This window comes from Pseudomonas sp. Emmai (genome assembly GCF_055179735.1).
Genome location: NZ_CM143685.1, coordinates 756,016 through 774,177, shown reverse-complemented (window position 1 = coordinate 774,177; position 18,162 = coordinate 756,016). Strand labels below are relative to the sequence as shown.

Here is an 18,162-nt window from a genome sequence, read left to right as displayed (position 1 = left end):
CCGTTGATTGATCGTTCCCACGCTCTGCGTGGGAATGCAGCCCGGGACGCTCCGCGTCCCTGCCGATGCGGACGCAGAGCGTCCATTGAGGCATTCCCACGCAGGAGCGTGGGAACGATCATCTCTGTCGTTTTCAAGGTGAGTCGAAGTTGTCCAGCACCCGGTTGACCGCCAGCTCTCCCAACATGATCGACTGCTGAATCCCAAGCAGTGTGTTGCACTGCGATCCCTCCAGAAATCTCACGAAATCACTCGCCATGACATTCGCCGATGCCAGCGATTCACTCGCGTATTCCAGCAAGGTCCGGTTGTCGACTTCGGGCGCGATGAAAACGATGTTGCTGGGTTGTCGCTTGTAGAGGGGCGCTACGTTATCGGCGGACTGATTGAGCGTTTCTGCGTCCGGGGACGTGTCGAGAGATGCCGAATGACCATCCGGCGGGTTTGGTGTGTCCTTGAACATAATTCGGTCTCCAAAAAAGTGGAGCCGTCACCGAATTGCTACTAAACAAAAGGGTGGCAGCTGAACGCAGGTTAGTAGACCGGGGAGACACGAAACCGGCGCGCCCGAGAGCGCCCTGCGTACAGCTACCATCAAGCACAGGCATGGAAAATACCTGACTGTCTGGAACGCAATTACGCTTCGTGTAACCACGAGCTACTAAACCCGATCACTGATGAGCAGTGATGCGAATCAAGTTACCGATGGCCCCCAAAGCGTACAAGCCGGCGGATTCTGAGCCTGTCGTAAGCTCCGCCGCAAGGCGTTGTAGTCTTCCGGAACATAGCTTCGGAAATGTCCCACAGAGGGCATCACGATTTCAGGGGCTCCACCTTCCTCGTCAACAACTCCACAAACGCCTTCGCCATCGGCGATTTCTGATCCTTGCGCTGCACCAGCCACACCGCCGACACCGCTTCCGGATCCAGCAACGGTCGATACACCACGCCATCAATCCGCATCCGCTGGTACGACGCCGGCAGTACCGACACACCCAACCCCGCCGCTACCAACCCAATGATGGTCATCGCCTCGCCAGCCTCTTGGGCAAAGTGCGGGCTAAACCCGGCATCTCGCGCCAGGCTGAGTAGCTGGGCGTACAGACCACTGCCATAACTGCGTGGGAAAAAGACGAAAGGTTCGAGGGCAAGGGCTGACAGAAACAGGCCTTCTTCGCTGTCGTTCGCCAATGGATGCTTGGAACTGAGCACCGCCACCAGGGGCTCGCGCATCAGTTCCACCACACTGAGGGAATCCGGCAACCCGAGCGGTCGCATGATTCCGATCTCGATTGACTCATCCACTAACGCGTCGGCGACTTGGGTGCTGCTCATCTCCCGCAAGTTCAGATGCACAGCGGGAAAGCGCTGGCGAAACGAGAAAATCGCTTGGGGAATGGTTGAGTTGAACGGCGCCGAGGAGGTGAAGCCGATTTTCAACTCGCCCAGTTCACCGAGTTGCGCTCGACGGGCGACATCCGCAGCTTTATCGACCTGGGCCAATACCAGCCGCGCCTCTTCCAGAAACAGCCGACCGGCCTCGCTGAGTTCGACCCGACGATTGGTCCGCTCGAACAGGCGTGCGCCAACCTCGGCTTCCAGTGCCTGAATTTGCTGGCTCAAGGGCGGTTGGGAGATGCCCAACACCTGGGCGGCGCGGCCGAAGTGCAGTTCTTCGGCGACGGCGATGAAGTAGCGCAAATGGCGCAATTCCATGAAAACTCCATTAGGTCGTAAAACGTTTTAAACAGGTCGAATAATATATTGGATTGAATCGTTAGGCAGCTATATGCTTTTTTCCATTGCCTGACCGGCTGCGCCCTCCCGAGGTCCGAAGTGAAAACTGCTGTCGCCCCACTCGCCCATGAAGTTACGCCCACTGCGCTGGACGATGTCGTCGCCGAGCTGAACGAGATCTACATCGAAAAAGGCACGCCGATGTTCATGCGCACGGTGCTGGCGCTGTTCTGCGGCGGCTTCGCGACGTTCGCCCTGCTGTATTGCGTGCAGCCGATGATGCCGCTGCTGTCCCACGAGTACTCGATCAACGCGGCCCAGAGCAGCCTGGTCCTGTCGGTGGCCACCGGCATGCTCGCGATTGGTCTGTTGATCACCGGCCCGATTTCCGACCGGGTCGGGCGCAAGCCGGTGATGGTGACCGCGTTGTTCGCCGCCGCCCTGTGCACCATGGCCAGCGCGATGATGCCGAGCTGGGAAGGCGTGTTGATCATGCGGGCGTTGATCGGGTTGTCGTTGAGCGGTCTGGCGGCGGTCGCCATGACTTACCTGAGCGAGGAGATTCATCCGCAGCACATTGGCTTGGCCATGGGTTTGTACATTGGCGGTAACGCGATTGGCGGGATGTCTGGACGCTTGATCACTGGCGTTTTGATCGACTTCGTCAGCTGGCACACGGCGATGTTGGTGATCGGCGGTCTGGCGCTGATCGCGGCGGCTGTGTTCTGGAAGATCCTGCCCGAATCACGCAACTTCCGCGCTCGCTCGATGCACCCGCGCAGCCTGCTCGACGGCTTCACCATGCACTTTCGCGACGCCGGCCTGCCGCTGCTGTTCCTTGAGGCTTTTGTGCTGATGGGCGCGTTCGTCACGCTGTTCAACTACATCGGCTATCGCCTGCTGGCCGCGCCTTACAACATGGACCAGGCCTTTGTCGGGCTGCTGTCGGTGGTGTACCTGTCGGGGATTTACAGCTCGGCGAAGATCGGTTCCTTAGCCGACAAACTGGGCCGCCGTAAGGTGCTGTGGGCAACGATCACCTTGATGCTCGCAGGCTTGGCGCTGACCCTGTTTACACCGCTGCCACTGGTGATCATTGGCATGCTGATCTTCACCTTCGGCTTCTTCGGCGCGCATTCGGTGGCCAGCAGCTGGATTGGGCGGCGGGCGATCAAGGCCAAGGGGCAGGCTTCTTCGCTGTATCTGTTCAGCTATTACGCCGGGTCGAGTATTGCGGGGACGGCGGGTGGGGTGTTCTGGCACCTCGGCGGGTGGAACGGGATCGGGTTGTTTATTGGCGGGTTGCTGGTGATTGCGTTGTTGGTAGCGTTGAAGCTGGCGAAGTTGCCGCCGCTGCCAGGCACCGCACAGGTCTAGCCACAACTGCGCCCTAGCGGTAATCGCGAGCCAAGGTACACTGACGGCATTCGTCAGTCTTGGTAAAGGGAAGCCAGAATGCGCCTGGACCGTCTTCACATTCAGAATTTTCGTTGCTACGAAGATGCCACTTTCGACTTTCAGCCGGGTTTCAATCTGGTGGTGGGGGTTAATGGGAGTGGGAAGACTTCGTTGTTGCAGGCGGTGGCAGTTTCATTCATCGAATTCGGCAATGCGATGAAACCTAGCCAGACCTCCCTAAAAAATGAAGACATACGTTTTGTCATAGATCGTTTTGATGGCCGAAGCCGGTACGAACGCAAATTTCCATTACTTGTGCACGGCATGGGTGACGTGTTCGAAGCAACAGAATGGGTGATGAAACGTGATGGGGAAGCCCTTCCACACCTGGTCGATTCCATTTTCGACGCTGAAAAAGACAAAGTACTTCAAAAAATCAACTTGGCTATTCAGGTCGATTTACCCGTACTCGCTTTCTACCGGTCCGATCGTCGCTGGCAAGGTGCGGGGGTAACTGCTGAGTTCGCCGCACAACATCGAGTATCGCGTTTCGACGGATACATAAACTGGTTCGACGCTGTCGCCGATCTTCGCGATTTCGAAAGTTGGTTGATCGGTAAGACGCTTGAGCGGATGCAAAATCTGCTTGATGCAAAACCTGTCTCGGTAGATTTCGAAGACGAACTCGCATGGGTCAATAGTGCTATCAAGTTTGCAGTACCCAAAGCGCGAAACTTACGCTACGACCTAAGACTGCAAAGCCTGTTGATCGATATCGACGACCAAAAAACCATTCCCTTTAACGAACTGAGTGACGGCCAACGCGGGATGGTCGCTCTCTTCGCCGATATCGCCCGCCGCATGTGCATCCTCAACCCACACATGGGTAAGGACGTACTGAAAAACACTTCAGGCGTGGTCATCATCGATGAGCTGGATATCCACCTTCATCCAGCCTGGCAGCGCAACATTGTTCCGGCATTGAAAGAAGCCTTCCCTAAAGTCCAGTTCATCGCCGCCAGCCACTCCCCTCAAATCATCGGCAGCCTGAAACCCGAAGAAGTGATCGTGCTAAACCATGGCGACGCCTCCCACCCACGGGTCACCTATGGCCTGGATTCCAGCAGTGTTCTGGAGGAAGTCATGGGTGTTACTCAGCGCGAGCCCGAAATTGAAAAACTGCTCTCTGAGCTGTTTTCCACGCTGGAAGACAACGACCTCAAAAAAGCAAAAATCCAACTTGAGACGCTGAAGAAAAAAGCCCCTGACCTCCCAGAGTTTGCGGGCGCCGAAGCGCTGATGAGGCGCAAGGAGATCCTCGGAAAATGAAGCGAGTGCTCAAAGGAACTGAACCTGCTTCATTTACAGAATGGAAAAACTCGGCAAATGATGAGTGGACTCCAACTTACCCAACCCTGCAAAACCCGCAAAAGCGCGACCTTCACAACAACTTGTTAACCGAACAAGGATTCTTCTGTTGCTACTGCGGTAGAGAAATAGAGGCGTCCAACAGTCATATCGAACATTTCAAGCCACAAGAGCACTTCGAAGAACTGGCCCTGGAGTATCAAAATCTCCACGCCTCTTGCCTGCGCGAAACAAAACCCGGTAACCCGTTGCACTGCGGCCATCGCAAGGGCAACTGGTTTGACGAAGCGCTGCATATCTCTCCAATGGATGAACGATGTGAGCTGCGCTTCCGGTATCTGAGAACTGGTGAAATCCAACCAACAGACTCTGAAGACCTCCCCGCATCGAAGATGATTGAAGTGTTGGCGCTGGATATTGCCTACCTGAACAATCGGCGTCAGAACACCATCCGGCTGCTGTTCGATGAAGAATTCACCACGCAGGCCAGTGAAGAAGACCTCAACCGTCTCGTCACTGCGATTCGATCAACCGACATCTGCGATCAAAAACCTTTCGACCACATCATCGCCCGCTACGCCGAACAACTCCTCGGCCACTAAAAACCGACACAAAAAAAACGCCCGGCACAAGCCGGGCGTTTTCGCTATCGGGCAACGATCACTCGTGATACTGCGCCGACAATTCATGCACCGCGCGCAGGAACGCGCCCGCATGCTCCGGATCAACTTCCGGGGTGATGCCATGACCCAGGTTGAACACGTGGCCACTGCCCTTGCCATAGCTGGCGAGGATGCGGCCGACTTCGGTGCGGATGGCTTCTGGCTTGGCGTAGAGCACGGTCGGGTCCATGTTGCCTTGCAGGGCGACTTTGTTGCCGACGCGGTCGCGGGCGTTGCCGATGTCGCAGGTCCAGTCCAGGCCCAATGCGTCAGCGCCAGCGTCGGCGATGCTTTCCAGCCACAGCCCCCCGCCCTTGGTGAACAGGATGACCGGCACTTTGCGGCCTTCGTGTTCGCGGATCAGGCCACTGACGATCTTGCGCATGTAGGCCAGGGAGAATTCCTGGTACGCCGCCGCCGAGAGGTTGCCGCCCCAGCTATCGAAGATCTGCACCGCTTGGGCGCCGGCCATGATCTGGCCGTTGAGGTAGCTGGTGACCGACTGAGCCAGCTTGTCCAGCAACAAGTGCAGGGCTTGCGGGTTGTCGTAGAGCATGGTTTTGGTCTTGCGGTAGTCTTTCGACGAGCCGCCTTCGACCATGTAGGTGGCCAGGGTCCATGGGCTGCCGGAGAAGCCGATCAGCGGCACGCGGCCGTTCAGTTCGCGGCGGATGGTGCTGACCGCGTCCATCACGTAGCCAAGGTCTTTGTGCGGATCCGGGATCGGCAGGGCTTCGATGTCGGCCATCGTGCTGACGACTTTCTTGAAGCGTGGGCCTTCACCGGTTTCAAAGTACAGGCCTTGGCCCATGGCGTCGGGGATGGTGAGGATGTCGGAGAAGAGGATCGCCGCGTCCAGTTGCGGGTAGCGGTCGAGCGGTTGCATCGTGACTTCGCAAGCGAACTCCGGGTTCATGCACAGGCTCATGAAGTCACCGGCCTTGGCGCGGCTGGCGCGGTATTCCGGCAGGTAGCGACCGGCCTGACGCATCATCCATACCGGTGTGACGTCTACGGGTTGCTTGAGCAGGGCGCGAAGGAAACGGTCGTTCTTCAGGGCAGTCATGTCGGCATCCGGAAAAAAAGTGCGGGCATTTTCTCAGAGCGCGACGCAGAAAGACAGCCACAAGCGGCAAGCTACAAGCCGCAAGTCTAAAAGCGCCGTTGCTTCTGACTTGCAGCTTGTAGCTTGTAGCTTGCCGCTGGCGTCGTCAGACGCCCAGGTAATCCAGGATCCCTTCGGCGGCATTGCGGCCTTCGAAGATCGCCGTCACCACCAGGTCAGACCCGCGAACCATGTCGCCACCGGCGAAGATTTTCGGGTTGCTGGTCTGGTGCTTGTATTGACCTTGCTCCGGGGCCACGACGCGGCCCTGGCTGTCGGTCTGGATCTCGAATTGTTCGAACCACGACGCCGGGCTTGGACGGAAACCGAACGCGATGACCACGGCATCCGCCGGGATGATCTCTTCGGAACCCGGGATCGGCTCGGGGCTGCGACGGCCACGGGCGTCCGGTTCGCCGAGACGGGTCTCGACCACTTTCACGCCTTCGACGCGGTCTTCACCGACGATGGCGATCGGCTGGCGGTTGTAGAGGAATTTCACGCCTTCTTCCTTGGCGTTCTTCACCTCTTTGCGCGAGCCCGGCATGTTCGCTTCGTCGCGACGATACGCACAGGTCACCGACTTGGCGCCCTGGCGGATCGACGTGCGGTTGCAGTCCATCGCCGTGTCGCCGCCGCCCAGCACCACGACCTTCTTGCCTTTCATGTCGACGAAATCTTCCGGCGACTTTTCAAAGCCCAGGTTGCGGTTGACGTTGGCGATCAGGAAGTCGAGCGCGTCGTGCACGCCCGGCAGGTCCTCACCGGCAAAGCCGCCCTTCATGTAGGTGTAGGTGCCCATGCCCATGAACACGGCATCGTATTCGGCGAGCAGTTGCTCGATGGTCACGTCCTTGCCCACTTCGGTGTTGAGGCGGAACTCGATGCCCATGCCGGTGAAGACTTCGCGGCGATTGCTCAACACGGTCTTTTCCAGCTTGAACTCGGGGATGCCGAAGGTCAGCAGACCGCCGATTTCCGGGTTCTTGTCGAACACCACCGGGGTCACGCCGCCGCGCACCAGCACGTCGGCACAGCCCAGGCCAGCAGGGCCGGCACCGATGATTGCGACACGCTTGCCGGTCGGCTTGACCTTGGACATGTCCGGGCGCCAGCCCATGGCGAACGCGGTGTCGGTGATGTACTTCTCGACCGAACCGATGGTCACCGCGCCGAAGCCGTCGTTGAGGGTGCAGGCACCCTCGCACAGACGATCCTGGGGGCACACCCGACCGCAGACTTCCGGCAGGGTGTTGGTCTGGTGCGACAGCTCGGCGGCCTGGAGGATGTTGCCCTCGGCCACCAGTTTCAGCCAGTTGGGAATGAAGTTGTGCACCGGGCACTTCCATTCGCAATACGGGTTACCGCAACCCAGGCAGCGGTGGGCCTGATCGGCCGAATGCTGGGGTTTGAAGGGTTCGTAGATTTCCACGAACTCTTTCTTGCGTTGACGCAACAGTTTCTTCTTCGGATCTTTGCGCCCGACATCGATGAATTGGAAGTCGTTGCTGAGACGTTCGGCCATCTTCAAAACCTCATAACAGCAGCGTCAAGCTACAAGCTTGAAGCTGCAAAAAATCACTCTGCAGGCACATCGCGCACTGCTGTTCGCTTGCGGCTTGAAGCTTGCCGCTTGCAGCTACGTCGATTACTGCGGACTTGCCCGCGTACTGGAGAGCAGCGACTTCAAGCTCGCCGCCTTAGGTTTGACGAGCCAGAAACGACGCAGATAGTCATCGAGGTTTTCAGCGAGGTTACGACCCCATTCGCTGTCGGTTTCCGCGACGTATTCGTCCAGCACGCGTTGCAGGTGGCTGCGATAGGCTTCCATCGCTTCGCCGCTGATCCGCTGGATTTCCACCAGTTCGTGGTTGACCCGGTCAACGAAGGAGTTGTCCTGGTCGAGCACGTAGGCGAAACCGCCGGTCATGCCTGAGCCGAAGTTGTAACCGGTCTTGCCCAGAACGCAGACGAAACCACCGGTCATGTACTCGCAGCAATGATCGCCAGTGCCTTCCACCACGGTGTGGGCACCGGAGTTACGCACGGCGAAACGCTCGCCTGCGGTGCCAGCGGCAAACAGCTTGCCGCCGGTGGCGCCGTACAGGCAGGTGTTGCCGATGATCGCACTGTCCTGGGTCTTGTAGACGCTGCCCTTCGGCGGAACGATGACCAGCTTGCCACCGGTCATGCCTTTGCCGACGTAGTCGTTGGCGTCGCCTTCCAGGTACATGTTCAGGCCGCCGGCGTTCCACACACCGAAGCTCTGACCGGCCGTCCCTTTGAAGCGGAAGGTGATCGGCGCGTTCGCCATGCCTTGGTTGCCGTGCTTGCGGGCGATTTCACCGGAGATCCGCGCGCCGATCGAACGGTCGCAGTTGCAGATATTCAGCTCGAAATCAGCGCCGCTCTTGTCGTTGATCGCCGAAGTGGCCATGTCGACCATTTTCTCGGCCAGCAGGCCTTTGTCGAATGGCGGGTTGCGCTCGACCTGGCAGAACTGAGGCTTGTCTGCCGGGATGTGATCGCTGCCCAGCAACGGGGTCAGGTCCAAGTGTTGCTGCTTGGCGGTCTGGCCTTCGAGGATTTCCAGCAGATCGGTACGACCGATCAGCTCTTCGAGGGAGCGCACGCCCAGCTTGGCCAGCCACTCACGGGTTTCTTCGGCGACGTAGGTGAAGAAATTCACCACCATGTCGACGGTGCCGATGTAGTGATCCTTGCGCAGCTTCTCGTTCTGAGTCGCGACGCCGGTGGCGCAGTTGTTCAGGTGGCAGATGCGCAGGTATTTGCAGCCCAGGGCGATCATTGGCGCGGTGCCGAAGCCGAAGCTTTCGGCGCCGAGGATCGCAGCCTTGATCACGTCGAGGCCGGTTTTCAGGCCGCCGTCGGTTTGTACCCGGACTTTGCCACGCAGGTCATTGCCACGCAGGGTCTGGTGGGTTTCGGCCAGGCCGAGTTCCCACGGCGCGCCCGCGTATTTGATCGAGGTCAGTGGCGATGCACCGGTGCCGCCGTCGTAGCCGGAGATGGTGATCAAGTCCGCGTAGGCCTTGGCCACACCGGCAGCGATGGTGCCAACGCCCGCTTCTGCCACCAGCTTCACCGAGACCAAAGCCTTCGGGTTGACTTGTTTCAGGTCAAAAATCAGCTGCGACAAGTCTTCGATCGAGTAGATGTCGTGGTGCGGTGGCGGCGAAATCAGGGTCACGCCCGGCACTGCGTAACGCAGCTTGGCGATCAGACCGTTGACCTTGCCCCCTGGCAGCTGACCACCTTCGCCGGGCTTGGCGCCCTGGGCGACTTTGATCTGCAGCACTTCAGCGTTGACCAGGTATTCCGGGGTCACACCGAAACGGCCAGTCGCAACCTGCTTGATTTTCGAGCTCTTGATGGTGCCGTAGCGCGCCGGGTCTTCGCCGCCTTCGCCGGAGTTGGAACGCGCACCGAGGCGGTTCATGGCTTCGGCCAGGGCTTCGTGAGCCTCAGGCGACAGGGCGCCCAACGAGATGCCAGCGGAGTCGAAGCGCTTGAGCACCGATTCCAGCGGTTCGATCTCGCTGATGTCCAGCGCCGTGTCCAGGGTCTTCACCTTGAACAGGTCGCGGATCATCGACACCGGACGGTTGTCCACCAGCGCCGTGTATTCCTTGAACTTGCTGTAGTCGCCCTGCTGCACAGCGGCTTGCAGGGTGCTGACCACGTCCGGGTTGTAAGCGTGATATTCGCCACCGTGGACGAATTTCAGCAAACCGCCCTGTTGGATAGGCTTGCGCGGGCTCCAGGCTTCGGCGGCCAAGGCTTTCTGCTCGGCTTCGATGTCGACGAAACGCGCACCCTTGATGCGGCTCGGCACGCCACGGAAGCTCAGTTCGCAGACTTCTTCGGACAGGCCAATGGCTTCGAACAACTGCGCACCGCGGTACGAAGTGATGGTCGAGATGCCCATCTTCGACAGGATCTTCAGCAGGCCTTTGGTGATGCCTTTGCGGTAGTTCTTGAACACCTCGTAGAGGTCGCCCAGTACTTCACCGGTACGGATCAGGTCGCCCAGCACTTCGTAGGCCAGGAACGGATAGACCGCTGAGGCGCCGAAACCGATCAGGACCGCGAAGTGATGCGGGTCGCGAGCGGTGGCGGTTTCCACGAGGATGTTGGAGTCGCAGCGCAGGCCTTTTTCGGTCAGGCGGTGATGCACCGCGCCGGTGGCGAGCGAAGCGTGGATCGGCAACTTGCCCGGGGCAATGTGCCGGTCACTCAGCACCACCTGGGTACGGCCGGAACGCACGGCTTCTTCAGCCTGATCGGCAACGTTGCGGATCGCCGCTTCGAGGCCGACGCTTTCGTCGTAGTTCAGATCGATGATCGCGCGCTCGAAGCCCGGACGATCGAGGTTCATCAGCGAGCGCCACTTGGCCGGGGAAATCACCGGCGAGCTGAGGATCACGCGCGAGGCGTGTTCCGGCGACTCTTGGAAGATGTTGCGCTCGGCACCGAGGCAGATCTCCAGCGACATGACGATGGCTTCACGCAGCGGGTCGATCGGCGGGTTGGTCACCTGGGCGAACTGCTGGCGGAAATAGTCGTACGGCGTGCGCACGCGCTGGGACAGCACGGCCATCGGCGTATCGTCGCCCATCGAGCCCACGGCTTCGTAGCCTTGCTCGCCGAGCGGACGCAGCACCTGGTCGCGCTCTTCGAACGTGACCTGATACATCTTCATGTACTGCTTGAGCTGGTCGACGTCGTAGAACGCCGAACCGTGGTCGTTGTCTTCCATGGTCGCCTGGATGCGCAGGGCATTCTTGCGCAGCCATTGCTTGTACGGATGACGGGACTTCAAGCGGTTGTCGATCGCATCGGTGTCGAGGATCTGACCGGTTTCGGTGTCCACGGCAAAGATCTGGCCCGGGCCTACACGGCCCTTGGCGATCACGTCTTCAGGCTGGTAGTTCCAGACACCGATTTCCGAGGCCAGGGTGATGAAACCGTTCTTGGTGGTGACCCAACGCGCCGGGCGCAGACCGTTACGGTCGAGCAGGCACACCGCGTAACGACCGTCGGTCATTACTACGCCGGCCGGGCCGTCCCACGGTTCCATGTGCATCGAGTTGTATTCGTAGAACGCCCGCAGGTCCGGGTCCATGGTTTCGACGTTCTGCCACGCAGGCGGAATGATCATCCGCACGCCACGGAACAGGTCGATGCCGCCAGTGACCATCAGCTCGAGCATGTTGTCCATGCTCGAGGAGTCAGAACCGACACGGTTGACCAGTGGGCCGAGTTCTTCCAGGTCCATCAAGTCGTTGGTGAACTTGGTGCGACGGGCCACGGCCCAGTTGCGGTTACCGGTGATGGTGTTGATCTCGCCGTTGTGGGCGAGGAAGCGGAACGGCTGCGCCAGCGGCCATTTCGGCAGGGTATTGGTCGAGAAGCGCTGGTGGAACACGCAGATCGAGGTTTGCAGGCGCTGGTCGCTGAGGTCTGGATAGAAGGCGGTCAAGTCCGCCGGCATCATCAGGCCTTTATAAATAATGGTCTTGTGCGAAAAGCTGCAGATGTAGTGATCGGCGTCGGCGGCGTTGGCCACGGACGAGCGACGACGGGAAGTGAACAGCTTGATCGCCATGTCCTGATCGCTCAGGCCTTCACCGCCGATGTACACCTGTTCGATCTGCGGCAGGCGCTCCAGGGCCAGGCGGCCGAGGACGCTGGTGTCGATCGGCACTTTGCGCCAGCCGACGAGGGTCAGGCCGGCCGCAAGGATCTCGCGGTTCATGTTTTCGCGAGCGGCTTCGGCTTTGACCGGGTCCTGGTTGAAGAAGACCATGCCCACGGCATATTGCTTGGGCAGTTCGACGCCGAAGGTTTCCTGGGCAATGGCTCGCAGGAACACGTCCGGCTTTTGAATCAGCAAGCCGCATCCGTCACCGGTCTTGCCGTCGGCGTTGATCCCACCGCGGTGGGTCATGCAGGTCAGGGCCTCAATGGCCGTTTGCAAAAGGGTATGACTGGGCTCGCCCTGCATATGGGCTATCAGGCCAAAACCGCAGTTATCCTTGAATTCATCTGGTTGGTACAGACCTGCTTTCATAGACACTTTCTCACCAGGCTGCCTCTTTTCGAGGCAAATTTCTTTTCAATTCAACCACTTGCATTCCGCGCCGAACGTACGCCAGCTTAGCGGGGGCAAAAGGGTGGTCATTGTACACAGCGACACAGACGCTCACAAATTTGACGACGAACTGTCGCAAATCTATGTCGCATTTGTGAAAGGTTTAAAGCGATCTGCTGTGCTAGTCAAAACTTTTTTAATTTTGACCGCAACGACTCAAAGACTACTGTAACGCAGACACCACAAGGCACGCGGCCTCTGGGGCAGCATGCTACTTGCGGAAAATTTTGAGGTGCCGGGAGAGGCGGCCTGGGTAAGGCCGCCGAATCATCAGCGAGCTGTAGCCAGTTCCTGTTGGACGCTGGCGACGGAGCGAGGCCAAGGTTTACCAGCCTGAACCTTCGCTGGCAAGGCCTTGATGGCGGTAACGGCTGCATCGCGGTTGGCGAAGTTGCCGTAGGTGATGACGTAAAGCGGTTTGCCGTTCAGCACTTTCTTGAAATAACGGTACTCGCCGCCCTGCTCCTTGACGAAGGATTGTGCAGCGGTTTCGGAGCTGGTGCCGAGGATCTGCACCACGTAGTTGCTCGTCGGCTGCCCGGCGTACCAGGTGCCGCCGGCGGCTTTAGCGACGGTAACCGGCTTCTCGGCCGGTTTGGCGGCAACTACGGGCTTGGCCGGCGCTGGAGCCGGCTTGGCCGCTGGCGCAGGCTTGGCGGTAGCGACCTGGGTCGGTGCCGGCGCCGGTTTGGCGGCAGGCGTCGGTGCAGGGCCAGGCTGGATGCCGGTCGGCGGTGCGATGGTGGTCACGGTTGGCGGCGTGGCGCTGGAGCCTTCGACCGGCACGCCGTCGTCGCCTTCAGTGATACCACCGGCCGCTTCGGCCAGTGGGCTGCGCATGACCGGTTGCTGCTGGCCGACGAGCGGCAACGGCATCGGCTGCGTGTTACCGGCGAACTCTACCGAAGGCGCGCCCCCGGCAGCGTTAGGTTTTGGCGTGCCCAGTGGCAGTTGGGCCTGTTCGTTGGCCGGTGCGCCGGTGGTCGGTGTCTTGCTGCGGCCCGGCATCAACCAGGCGGCGGCTACCGCGACCACGACTACGGCGGAAATCGCCAATACGTGTTTCTTCGGCATGTTGAACCCCATACTTGGACGCTTCACCGCTGTGCGGCTGGCAATCATGGCTTCGATCATCGCATCGCGGGCGACCTGGTTGATATTGCCAGGCCAACCGTCGGAGCTTTCGTGAATATCAGAGATCTGATCCGCGGTGAAAAGTTCGATACCCCGACCGGCGCCTTCGAGACGCTGATCCAGGTATTCGCGGGTTTCTTCTTCGGTGTAGGGCTGCAATTCGATGACGTGGAAGCGCTCTTCCTCGAGGCTCAACGCCTCCAGTTGCGCAATCAGCGACGACTCGCCGAACAGGAACACATGAGGGCGACCCTCTGGTGCACCGGCGGCCAGGGCCATCAAGGCTTCGAGCGCGGACTCGTCGAGTTGCTCGGCGTCATCCACCAGCAAGTAGACTTCTTGCCCGGTGAGAGCCAGTTGCACCACCTGGGCCAGGATCGCGTTGATCTCGGCCTGGGCCACGTTCAGCGCCTGGGCAACCTGGCGCAGCACACCGGCGGCATCACCGGCGCCACGGGCGGAAACCACCACGCTTTGCACGGACTGCTTGTTGGTGCTGGCCACCAGGGCCTGGCGCAACAGGGTCTTGCCGCTGCCTTGCGGGCCAGTGACCACCAGCAGCAACTGGCTGTAACGCGCCAGGTGATGCAGTTGCCCCAGCACCGGTTTGCGCTGGGCCGGGAAAAATTTGAAGCCAGGCACCCGTGGAGCAAAAGGGTCATGACTTAACTGGAAATGGCCGAGGAAAGCCTCGTCGGCATGCAAACTAGTCATCGGGATCTTATTAACCTTTAAGCTGAGCCAGGGCGCGGTAATCCGCTCCCAGCGTGGCCTGTAGAACCTCTTTCGGATAATCGTCGGTCACCACTGCTTCGCCCATGTGGCGCAGCAGCACCAGGCGCAAACGACCGTCGATCACTTTCTTGTCAATTGCCATGTGTTCGAGAAAATCGGCTTCGGTCATCTCTTCGGGCGGGACGACCGGCAGGCCGGCACGCTGGAACAGGCGAATACCGCGATCTCGCTCCTGTTCGCTGATCCAGCCCAGGCGCGCGGACATTTCCAGCGCCATTACGGTGCCAGCAGCGACCGCCTCACCATGTAGCCACACACCATAGCCCATGTGGGTTTCGATGGCGTGGCCGAAGGTGTGACCCAGGTTCAACGTGGCGCGCACGCCGGTTTCCTTTTCGTCGGCGCCTACCACTTCAGCCTTGGCCTCGCAGGAGCGCTTGATGGCGTATGTCAGGGCGACCTGATCCAGGGCGCGCAGGCGATCGACGTTTTCTTCGAGCCAGGTCAGGAACGGCTCATCGCAGATCAGCCCGTACTTGATAACTTCGGCGAGGCCCGCAGACAGTTCGCGAGCCGGCAAGGTATTGAGCGTCGCGGTATCGATCAGCACCACATTGGGCTGATAGAAGGCGCCGACCATGTTTTTGCCCAGAGGATGGTTGATCCCGGTCTTGCCGCCCACCGACGAGTCGACTTGCGACAGCAGCGTGGTCGGCACCTGGATGAAGTCCACGCCGCGCTGGTAGCAGGCGGCAGCAAAACCGGCCATGTCACCGATCACGCCGCCACCGAGGGCGATCACCGTGGTGCGGCGGTCGTGCCGGGCGGTCAACAGACCGTCGAAAATCAGTTGCAGGGTTTCCCAGGTCTTGAAGGCTTCGCCGTCGGGCAGCACCACCGAGACAACTGAAAACTGTGCGAGGCTTTTGGTCAGACGTTCGAGATAGAGCGGCGCCACGGTCTCATTGGAAATGATTGCCACTTGCCGTCCGCGAACGTGCGGGGCCAGCAATTCGGGCTGATCCAACAAACCTTCGCCAATATGAATCGGGTAGCTGCGCTCGCCTAGATCGACCTTGAGTGTCTGCATGTGTCCCCACAGTGAAGATGGAATCAGGCGTCCTGCCTTGAGTTAACGAATGTGCGCGGCGCCTGCTGGTGTGACGCCATTTGATAGCCATCCGCCACAACCTTGGGCGGCCATGACAGGACGCCGAGGATAGCGCATTTCGCGCCGCGCTTTAACGGGGCGGAAGTTGCTGCAAGCGTTCGAGGATGTCTAGCACGACCATTCGCGGCGGCCGCTCATCGGTTTCCACCACCAGATCGGCGATTTCCCGATAAAGCGGATCGCGGATCGTCAGCAGGTCGCGCAGGGTCTTGGCCGGATCGGCGGTGCGCAACAGCGGACGATTGCGATCGCGGGAGGTGCGGCCAACTTGCTGCTCGACGGAGGCGTGCAGATAAACCACGCGCCCCCCGGCATGCAGGGCCCGACGATTGGCTTCGCGCATCACGGCACCGCCGCCGGTCGCCAGCACGACGCCGTCGCAGGCGCACAGCTCTTCGATCATCGCTTGCTCGCGATCACGAAAGCCGGGCTCGCCCTCTTTATCGAAGATCCACGGGATATTGGCGCCCGTGCGCAATTCAATTTCCTTGTCGGAATCTTTGAATGGCAGGCGCAGCTCTTTGGCCAGCAACCGGCCGATGGTGCTTTTTCCAGCCCCCATCGGTCCAACAAGAATCAAATTTCGCACAGAATCAATGACTCACAGCAATCGCCTGGTTGTTCATGATACGCGGAGTGAGAAATACCAGCAGCTCGGATTTTTTCTCCGAAACCACGTCACGCCGGAAAAGGCGGCCAAGATACGGCACATCGCCCAGAAATGGCACCTTATCTACAACCTTGCTCTGAGTATTTGAGAAAACCCCGCCAATGACGATGGTCTCGCCATCGTTGACCAGCACTTTGGCGTTGACTTCGTTTTTCTTGATCGGCGGGACATCGTTGAGCTTGTTCAGATAGTCCGGCTCATCCTTGGTGACCTTGACCTCCATGATGATGCGGTTGTCCGGGGTGATTTGCGGCGTCACTTCCAGGGACAGCGACGCCTCCTTGAACGACACCGAAGTCGCGCCACTGGAGCTGGCTTCCTGATAGGGAATCTCGGTGCCCTTGAGGATTTTCGCGGTCTCCTTGTCGGACGTAACCACCTTGGGCTGCGAGACGATTTCGCCGTTGCCGGTCTTCTCCATCGCCGTCAGCTCAAGATCGAGCAGCACGTTGTCGGTGATGAACGCGATGCCGAGCCCCGAGGTGTTGGCCGCCGTCCCCATGTCGACGAACGACGAGTTGGTGTTCGTGCCGCCAGGCGTACCAATGGTGGCCGACCCGCCGGTGCCGTTGCTGACACCCGACGTGTTCCAGTTGCCCTTGTTCTGGACCGACCCACCCCAGCGCACGCCCAGGCTCTTGTCGTAATCGACGTTGGCTTCGACGATCCGCGCCTCAATCATCACCTGGCGCACCGGGATATCCAGTTGCGCGACGATGCGCCGGAGCTCGTCGAGGCGATCCTGGGTCTGGTAGGCGATGATGTTGTTGGTCCGCTCGTCGACGGTGATCGAACCGCGCTCGTCGACTTTCGCATCGGCACTGGTCACCGAGGTGAACAGCTTGGCGATGTCCGCGGCCTTGGCGTAGTTGACCTGCAACAGCTCCCGACGCAGTGGCGCCAGTTCGGCGATCTGTTTCTGCGACTCCAGCTCCTGACGCTCCCGCGCGGCGATTTCATCGGCCGGCGCGACCAGCAACACGTTACCGATCTTGCGCTTGTCCAGGCCTTTGGTTTTCAGCACCAGGTCCAGCGCCTGATCCCACGGCACGTTCTGCAGGCGCAAGGTAATGCCGCCCTGCACCGTGTCGCTGGCCACCAGGTTGAGATTGGTGAAGTCGGCGATCAGTTGCAGCACTGAGCGCACATCGATGTCCTGGAAGTTCAGCGAAAGCTTTTCACCGGTGTAGGCAAAACGTTCAGCATTGCGCTTCTGCAAGTCGTCGGCAGTGACCGCACGGATGCTGACGGTCAGCTTGTTGTCGGTCTGGTAGGTCGAATACTCGAAGGCGCCGCTGGGTTCAACACTGATCACGGCGCGGTCGCCCGTGGCACTGGCGTTGACGAATTGCACCGGGGTGGCGAAATCCTTGACGTCGAGACGCACGCGCAATCGCTCGGGCAATTGGGTCCTGGCGAAACCGAGGAGGATCTTGCCGTCGCGCTCCTGGATGTCCGGGGCAATGGAGGGGTCCGACAAATCGATCACCACATTGCCTTCACCCTGGGTGCCGCGCTGAAAGTCCACGCCACGGATGGCCTTGCCCACCGGCGCGTAGGTTTTCGCCGGGGCCGGCGTTGCGGTGGCGACGCGCGGCGCGACAGGCTTGGTTGCCGCGCTTTTGGCGCCTTGCCCAACGACCACGAACAGATTGTTGCCTTCAACCCGGGAGCTGTACGGCGCCAGTTGGGTCAGGTTGATGATCAATCGCGTCCGGTCCTTGGCCTCCACCACCGTGGCAGTGCGGGCGTTACCGCCACCCAGGTCGCGATTCTTGCTGGCCAGTTTGCTGACCACGCCCGGCAAATCCAGCGCAATGCGCGCCGGTTGCTCCGTGGTGTAGCCATGGGGCGGCGGCGGTGGTCCGTCGAAGGTCAACTTCAACTCGACGCGGTCACCCGGCAGCGCAGCGACATCCAGCGCATTGAGGTTGGCCGCTTGTACCATCGGCGACAGCAGCGCTATCCATAGCGAAATACCGAGGGTTGAGAAAATCCTGTTCATTG

At 59.9% G+C, this 18,162-nt stretch carries 12 protein-coding genes; 3 read left to right on the top strand and 9 right to left on the bottom strand.

From position 1 onward, the window contains the following. Positions 1 to 133 precede the first annotated feature (133 nt). Positions 134 to 463, bottom strand: a complete 330-nt coding sequence (locus ACY4LX_RS03435; protein WP_178129119.1) for a DUF6124 family protein — start codon at positions 461 to 463, stop codon at positions 134 to 136. 350 nt (positions 464 to 813) lie between these two features. Further along, on the bottom strand, positions 814 to 1,716 hold the full coding sequence (locus ACY4LX_RS03430; RefSeq protein ID WP_149659181.1) for a LysR family transcriptional regulator: 903 nt from the start codon (positions 1,714 to 1,716) through the stop codon (positions 814 to 816). Positions 1,717 to 1,884: 168 nt separating this feature from the next. On the opposite strand from ACY4LX_RS03430, the gene ACY4LX_RS03425 reads away from it, so the two are divergent. The 3 genes from ACY4LX_RS03425 to ACY4LX_RS03415 all read left to right on the top strand — a co-directional run bounded on the left by ACY4LX_RS03425 (position 1,885) and on the right by ACY4LX_RS03415 (position 5,105). Then, positions 1,885 to 3,114: an MFS transporter gene (locus tag ACY4LX_RS03425; protein WP_463260559.1), complete on the top strand. Its 1,230-nt coding sequence runs from the start codon at positions 1,885 to 1,887 to the stop codon at positions 3,112 to 3,114. A 78-nt stretch (positions 3,115 to 3,192) separates the two neighbouring features. After that, a complete protein-coding gene (locus ACY4LX_RS03420; RefSeq protein WP_463259169.1) occupies positions 3,193 to 4,464 on the top strand; it encodes an AAA family ATPase in 1,272 nt (423 codons plus the stop codon). Beyond that, complete coding sequence (locus ACY4LX_RS03415; RefSeq protein ID WP_463259168.1) at positions 4,461 to 5,105, top strand: retron system putative HNH endonuclease; 645 nt, start codon at positions 4,461 to 4,463, stop codon at positions 5,103 to 5,105. The genes ACY4LX_RS03420 and ACY4LX_RS03415 overlap by 4 nt, the downstream gene beginning before the upstream one ends. A 58-nt stretch (positions 5,106 to 5,163) precedes the next feature. Here ACY4LX_RS03415 and hemE read toward each other — a convergent pair whose 3' ends face one another. From hemE to pilQ, 7 genes are all read right to left on the bottom strand, one after another. After that, a complete protein-coding gene (hemE, locus tag ACY4LX_RS03410; RefSeq protein WP_133837894.1) occupies positions 5,164 to 6,231 on the bottom strand; it encodes a uroporphyrinogen decarboxylase in 1,068 nt (355 codons plus the stop codon). 145 nt (positions 6,232 to 6,376) lie between these two features. Then, complete coding sequence (locus tag ACY4LX_RS03405; RefSeq protein ID WP_463259167.1) at positions 6,377 to 7,795, bottom strand: FAD-dependent oxidoreductase; 1,419 nt, start codon at positions 7,793 to 7,795, stop codon at positions 6,377 to 6,379. 123 nt (positions 7,796 to 7,918) lie between these two features. Further along, a complete protein-coding gene (gltB, locus tag ACY4LX_RS03400) occupies positions 7,919 to 12,364 on the bottom strand; it encodes a glutamate synthase large subunit (RefSeq protein WP_463259166.1) in 4,446 nt (1,481 codons plus the stop codon). Between the two features lie 351 nt (positions 12,365 to 12,715). Next, the gene (locus ACY4LX_RS03395; protein WP_463259165.1) at positions 12,716 to 14,293 is read right to left on the bottom strand and encodes an AAA family ATPase; all 1,578 of its coding nucleotides are present in this window, start codon (positions 14,291 to 14,293) and stop codon (positions 12,716 to 12,718) included. 10 nt (positions 14,294 to 14,303) lie between these two features. Next, on the bottom strand, positions 14,304 to 15,404 hold the full coding sequence (gene aroB, locus ACY4LX_RS03390) for a 3-dehydroquinate synthase (protein WP_213940125.1): 1,101 nt from the start codon (positions 15,402 to 15,404) through the stop codon (positions 14,304 to 14,306). A gap of 151 nt (positions 15,405 to 15,555) precedes the next feature. Continuing rightward, positions 15,556 to 16,074: a shikimate kinase AroK gene (aroK, locus tag ACY4LX_RS03385; protein WP_149659174.1), complete on the bottom strand. Its 519-nt coding sequence runs from the start codon at positions 16,072 to 16,074 to the stop codon at positions 15,556 to 15,558. 4 nt (positions 16,075 to 16,078) lie between these two features. Beyond that, entirely contained in the window at positions 16,079 to 18,160 is a 2,082-nt protein-coding gene (pilQ, locus tag ACY4LX_RS03380; RefSeq protein ID WP_149659173.1) for a type IV pilus secretin PilQ family protein, read from the bottom strand. Positions 18,161 to 18,162: the final 2 nt, after the last annotated feature.

Coding starts and splice junctions, on each gene's coding strand:
- ACY4LX_RS03420 (WP_463259169.1), top strand. CDS start 3,193: ATGCGCCTGGACCGTCTTCACATTCAGAATTTTCGTTGCTACGAAGAT.
- ACY4LX_RS03435 (WP_178129119.1), bottom strand. CDS start 463: ATGTTCAAGGACACACCAAACCCGCCGGATGGTCATTCGGCATCTCTC.
- aroB (WP_213940125.1), bottom strand. CDS start 15,404: ATGCAGACACTCAAGGTCGATCTAGGCGAGCGCAGCTACCCGATTCAT.
- ACY4LX_RS03395 (WP_463259165.1), bottom strand. CDS start 14,293: ATGACTAGTTTGCATGCCGACGAGGCTTTCCTCGGCCATTTCCAGTTA.
- ACY4LX_RS03405 (WP_463259167.1), bottom strand. CDS start 7,795: ATGGCCGAACGTCTCAGCAACGACTTCCAATTCATCGATGTCGGGCGC.
- pilQ (WP_149659173.1), bottom strand. CDS start 18,160: ATGAACAGGATTTTCTCAACCCTCGGTATTTCGCTATGGATAGCGCTG.
- ACY4LX_RS03415 (WP_463259168.1), top strand. CDS start 4,461: ATGAAGCGAGTGCTCAAAGGAACTGAACCTGCTTCATTTACAGAATGG.
- ACY4LX_RS03430 (WP_149659181.1), bottom strand. CDS start 1,716: ATGGAATTGCGCCATTTGCGCTACTTCATCGCCGTCGCCGAAGAACTG.
- hemE (WP_133837894.1), bottom strand. CDS start 6,231: ATGACTGCCCTGAAGAACGACCGTTTCCTTCGCGCCCTGCTCAAGCAA.
- gltB (WP_463259166.1), bottom strand. CDS start 12,364: ATGAAAGCAGGTCTGTACCAACCAGATGAATTCAAGGATAACTGCGGT.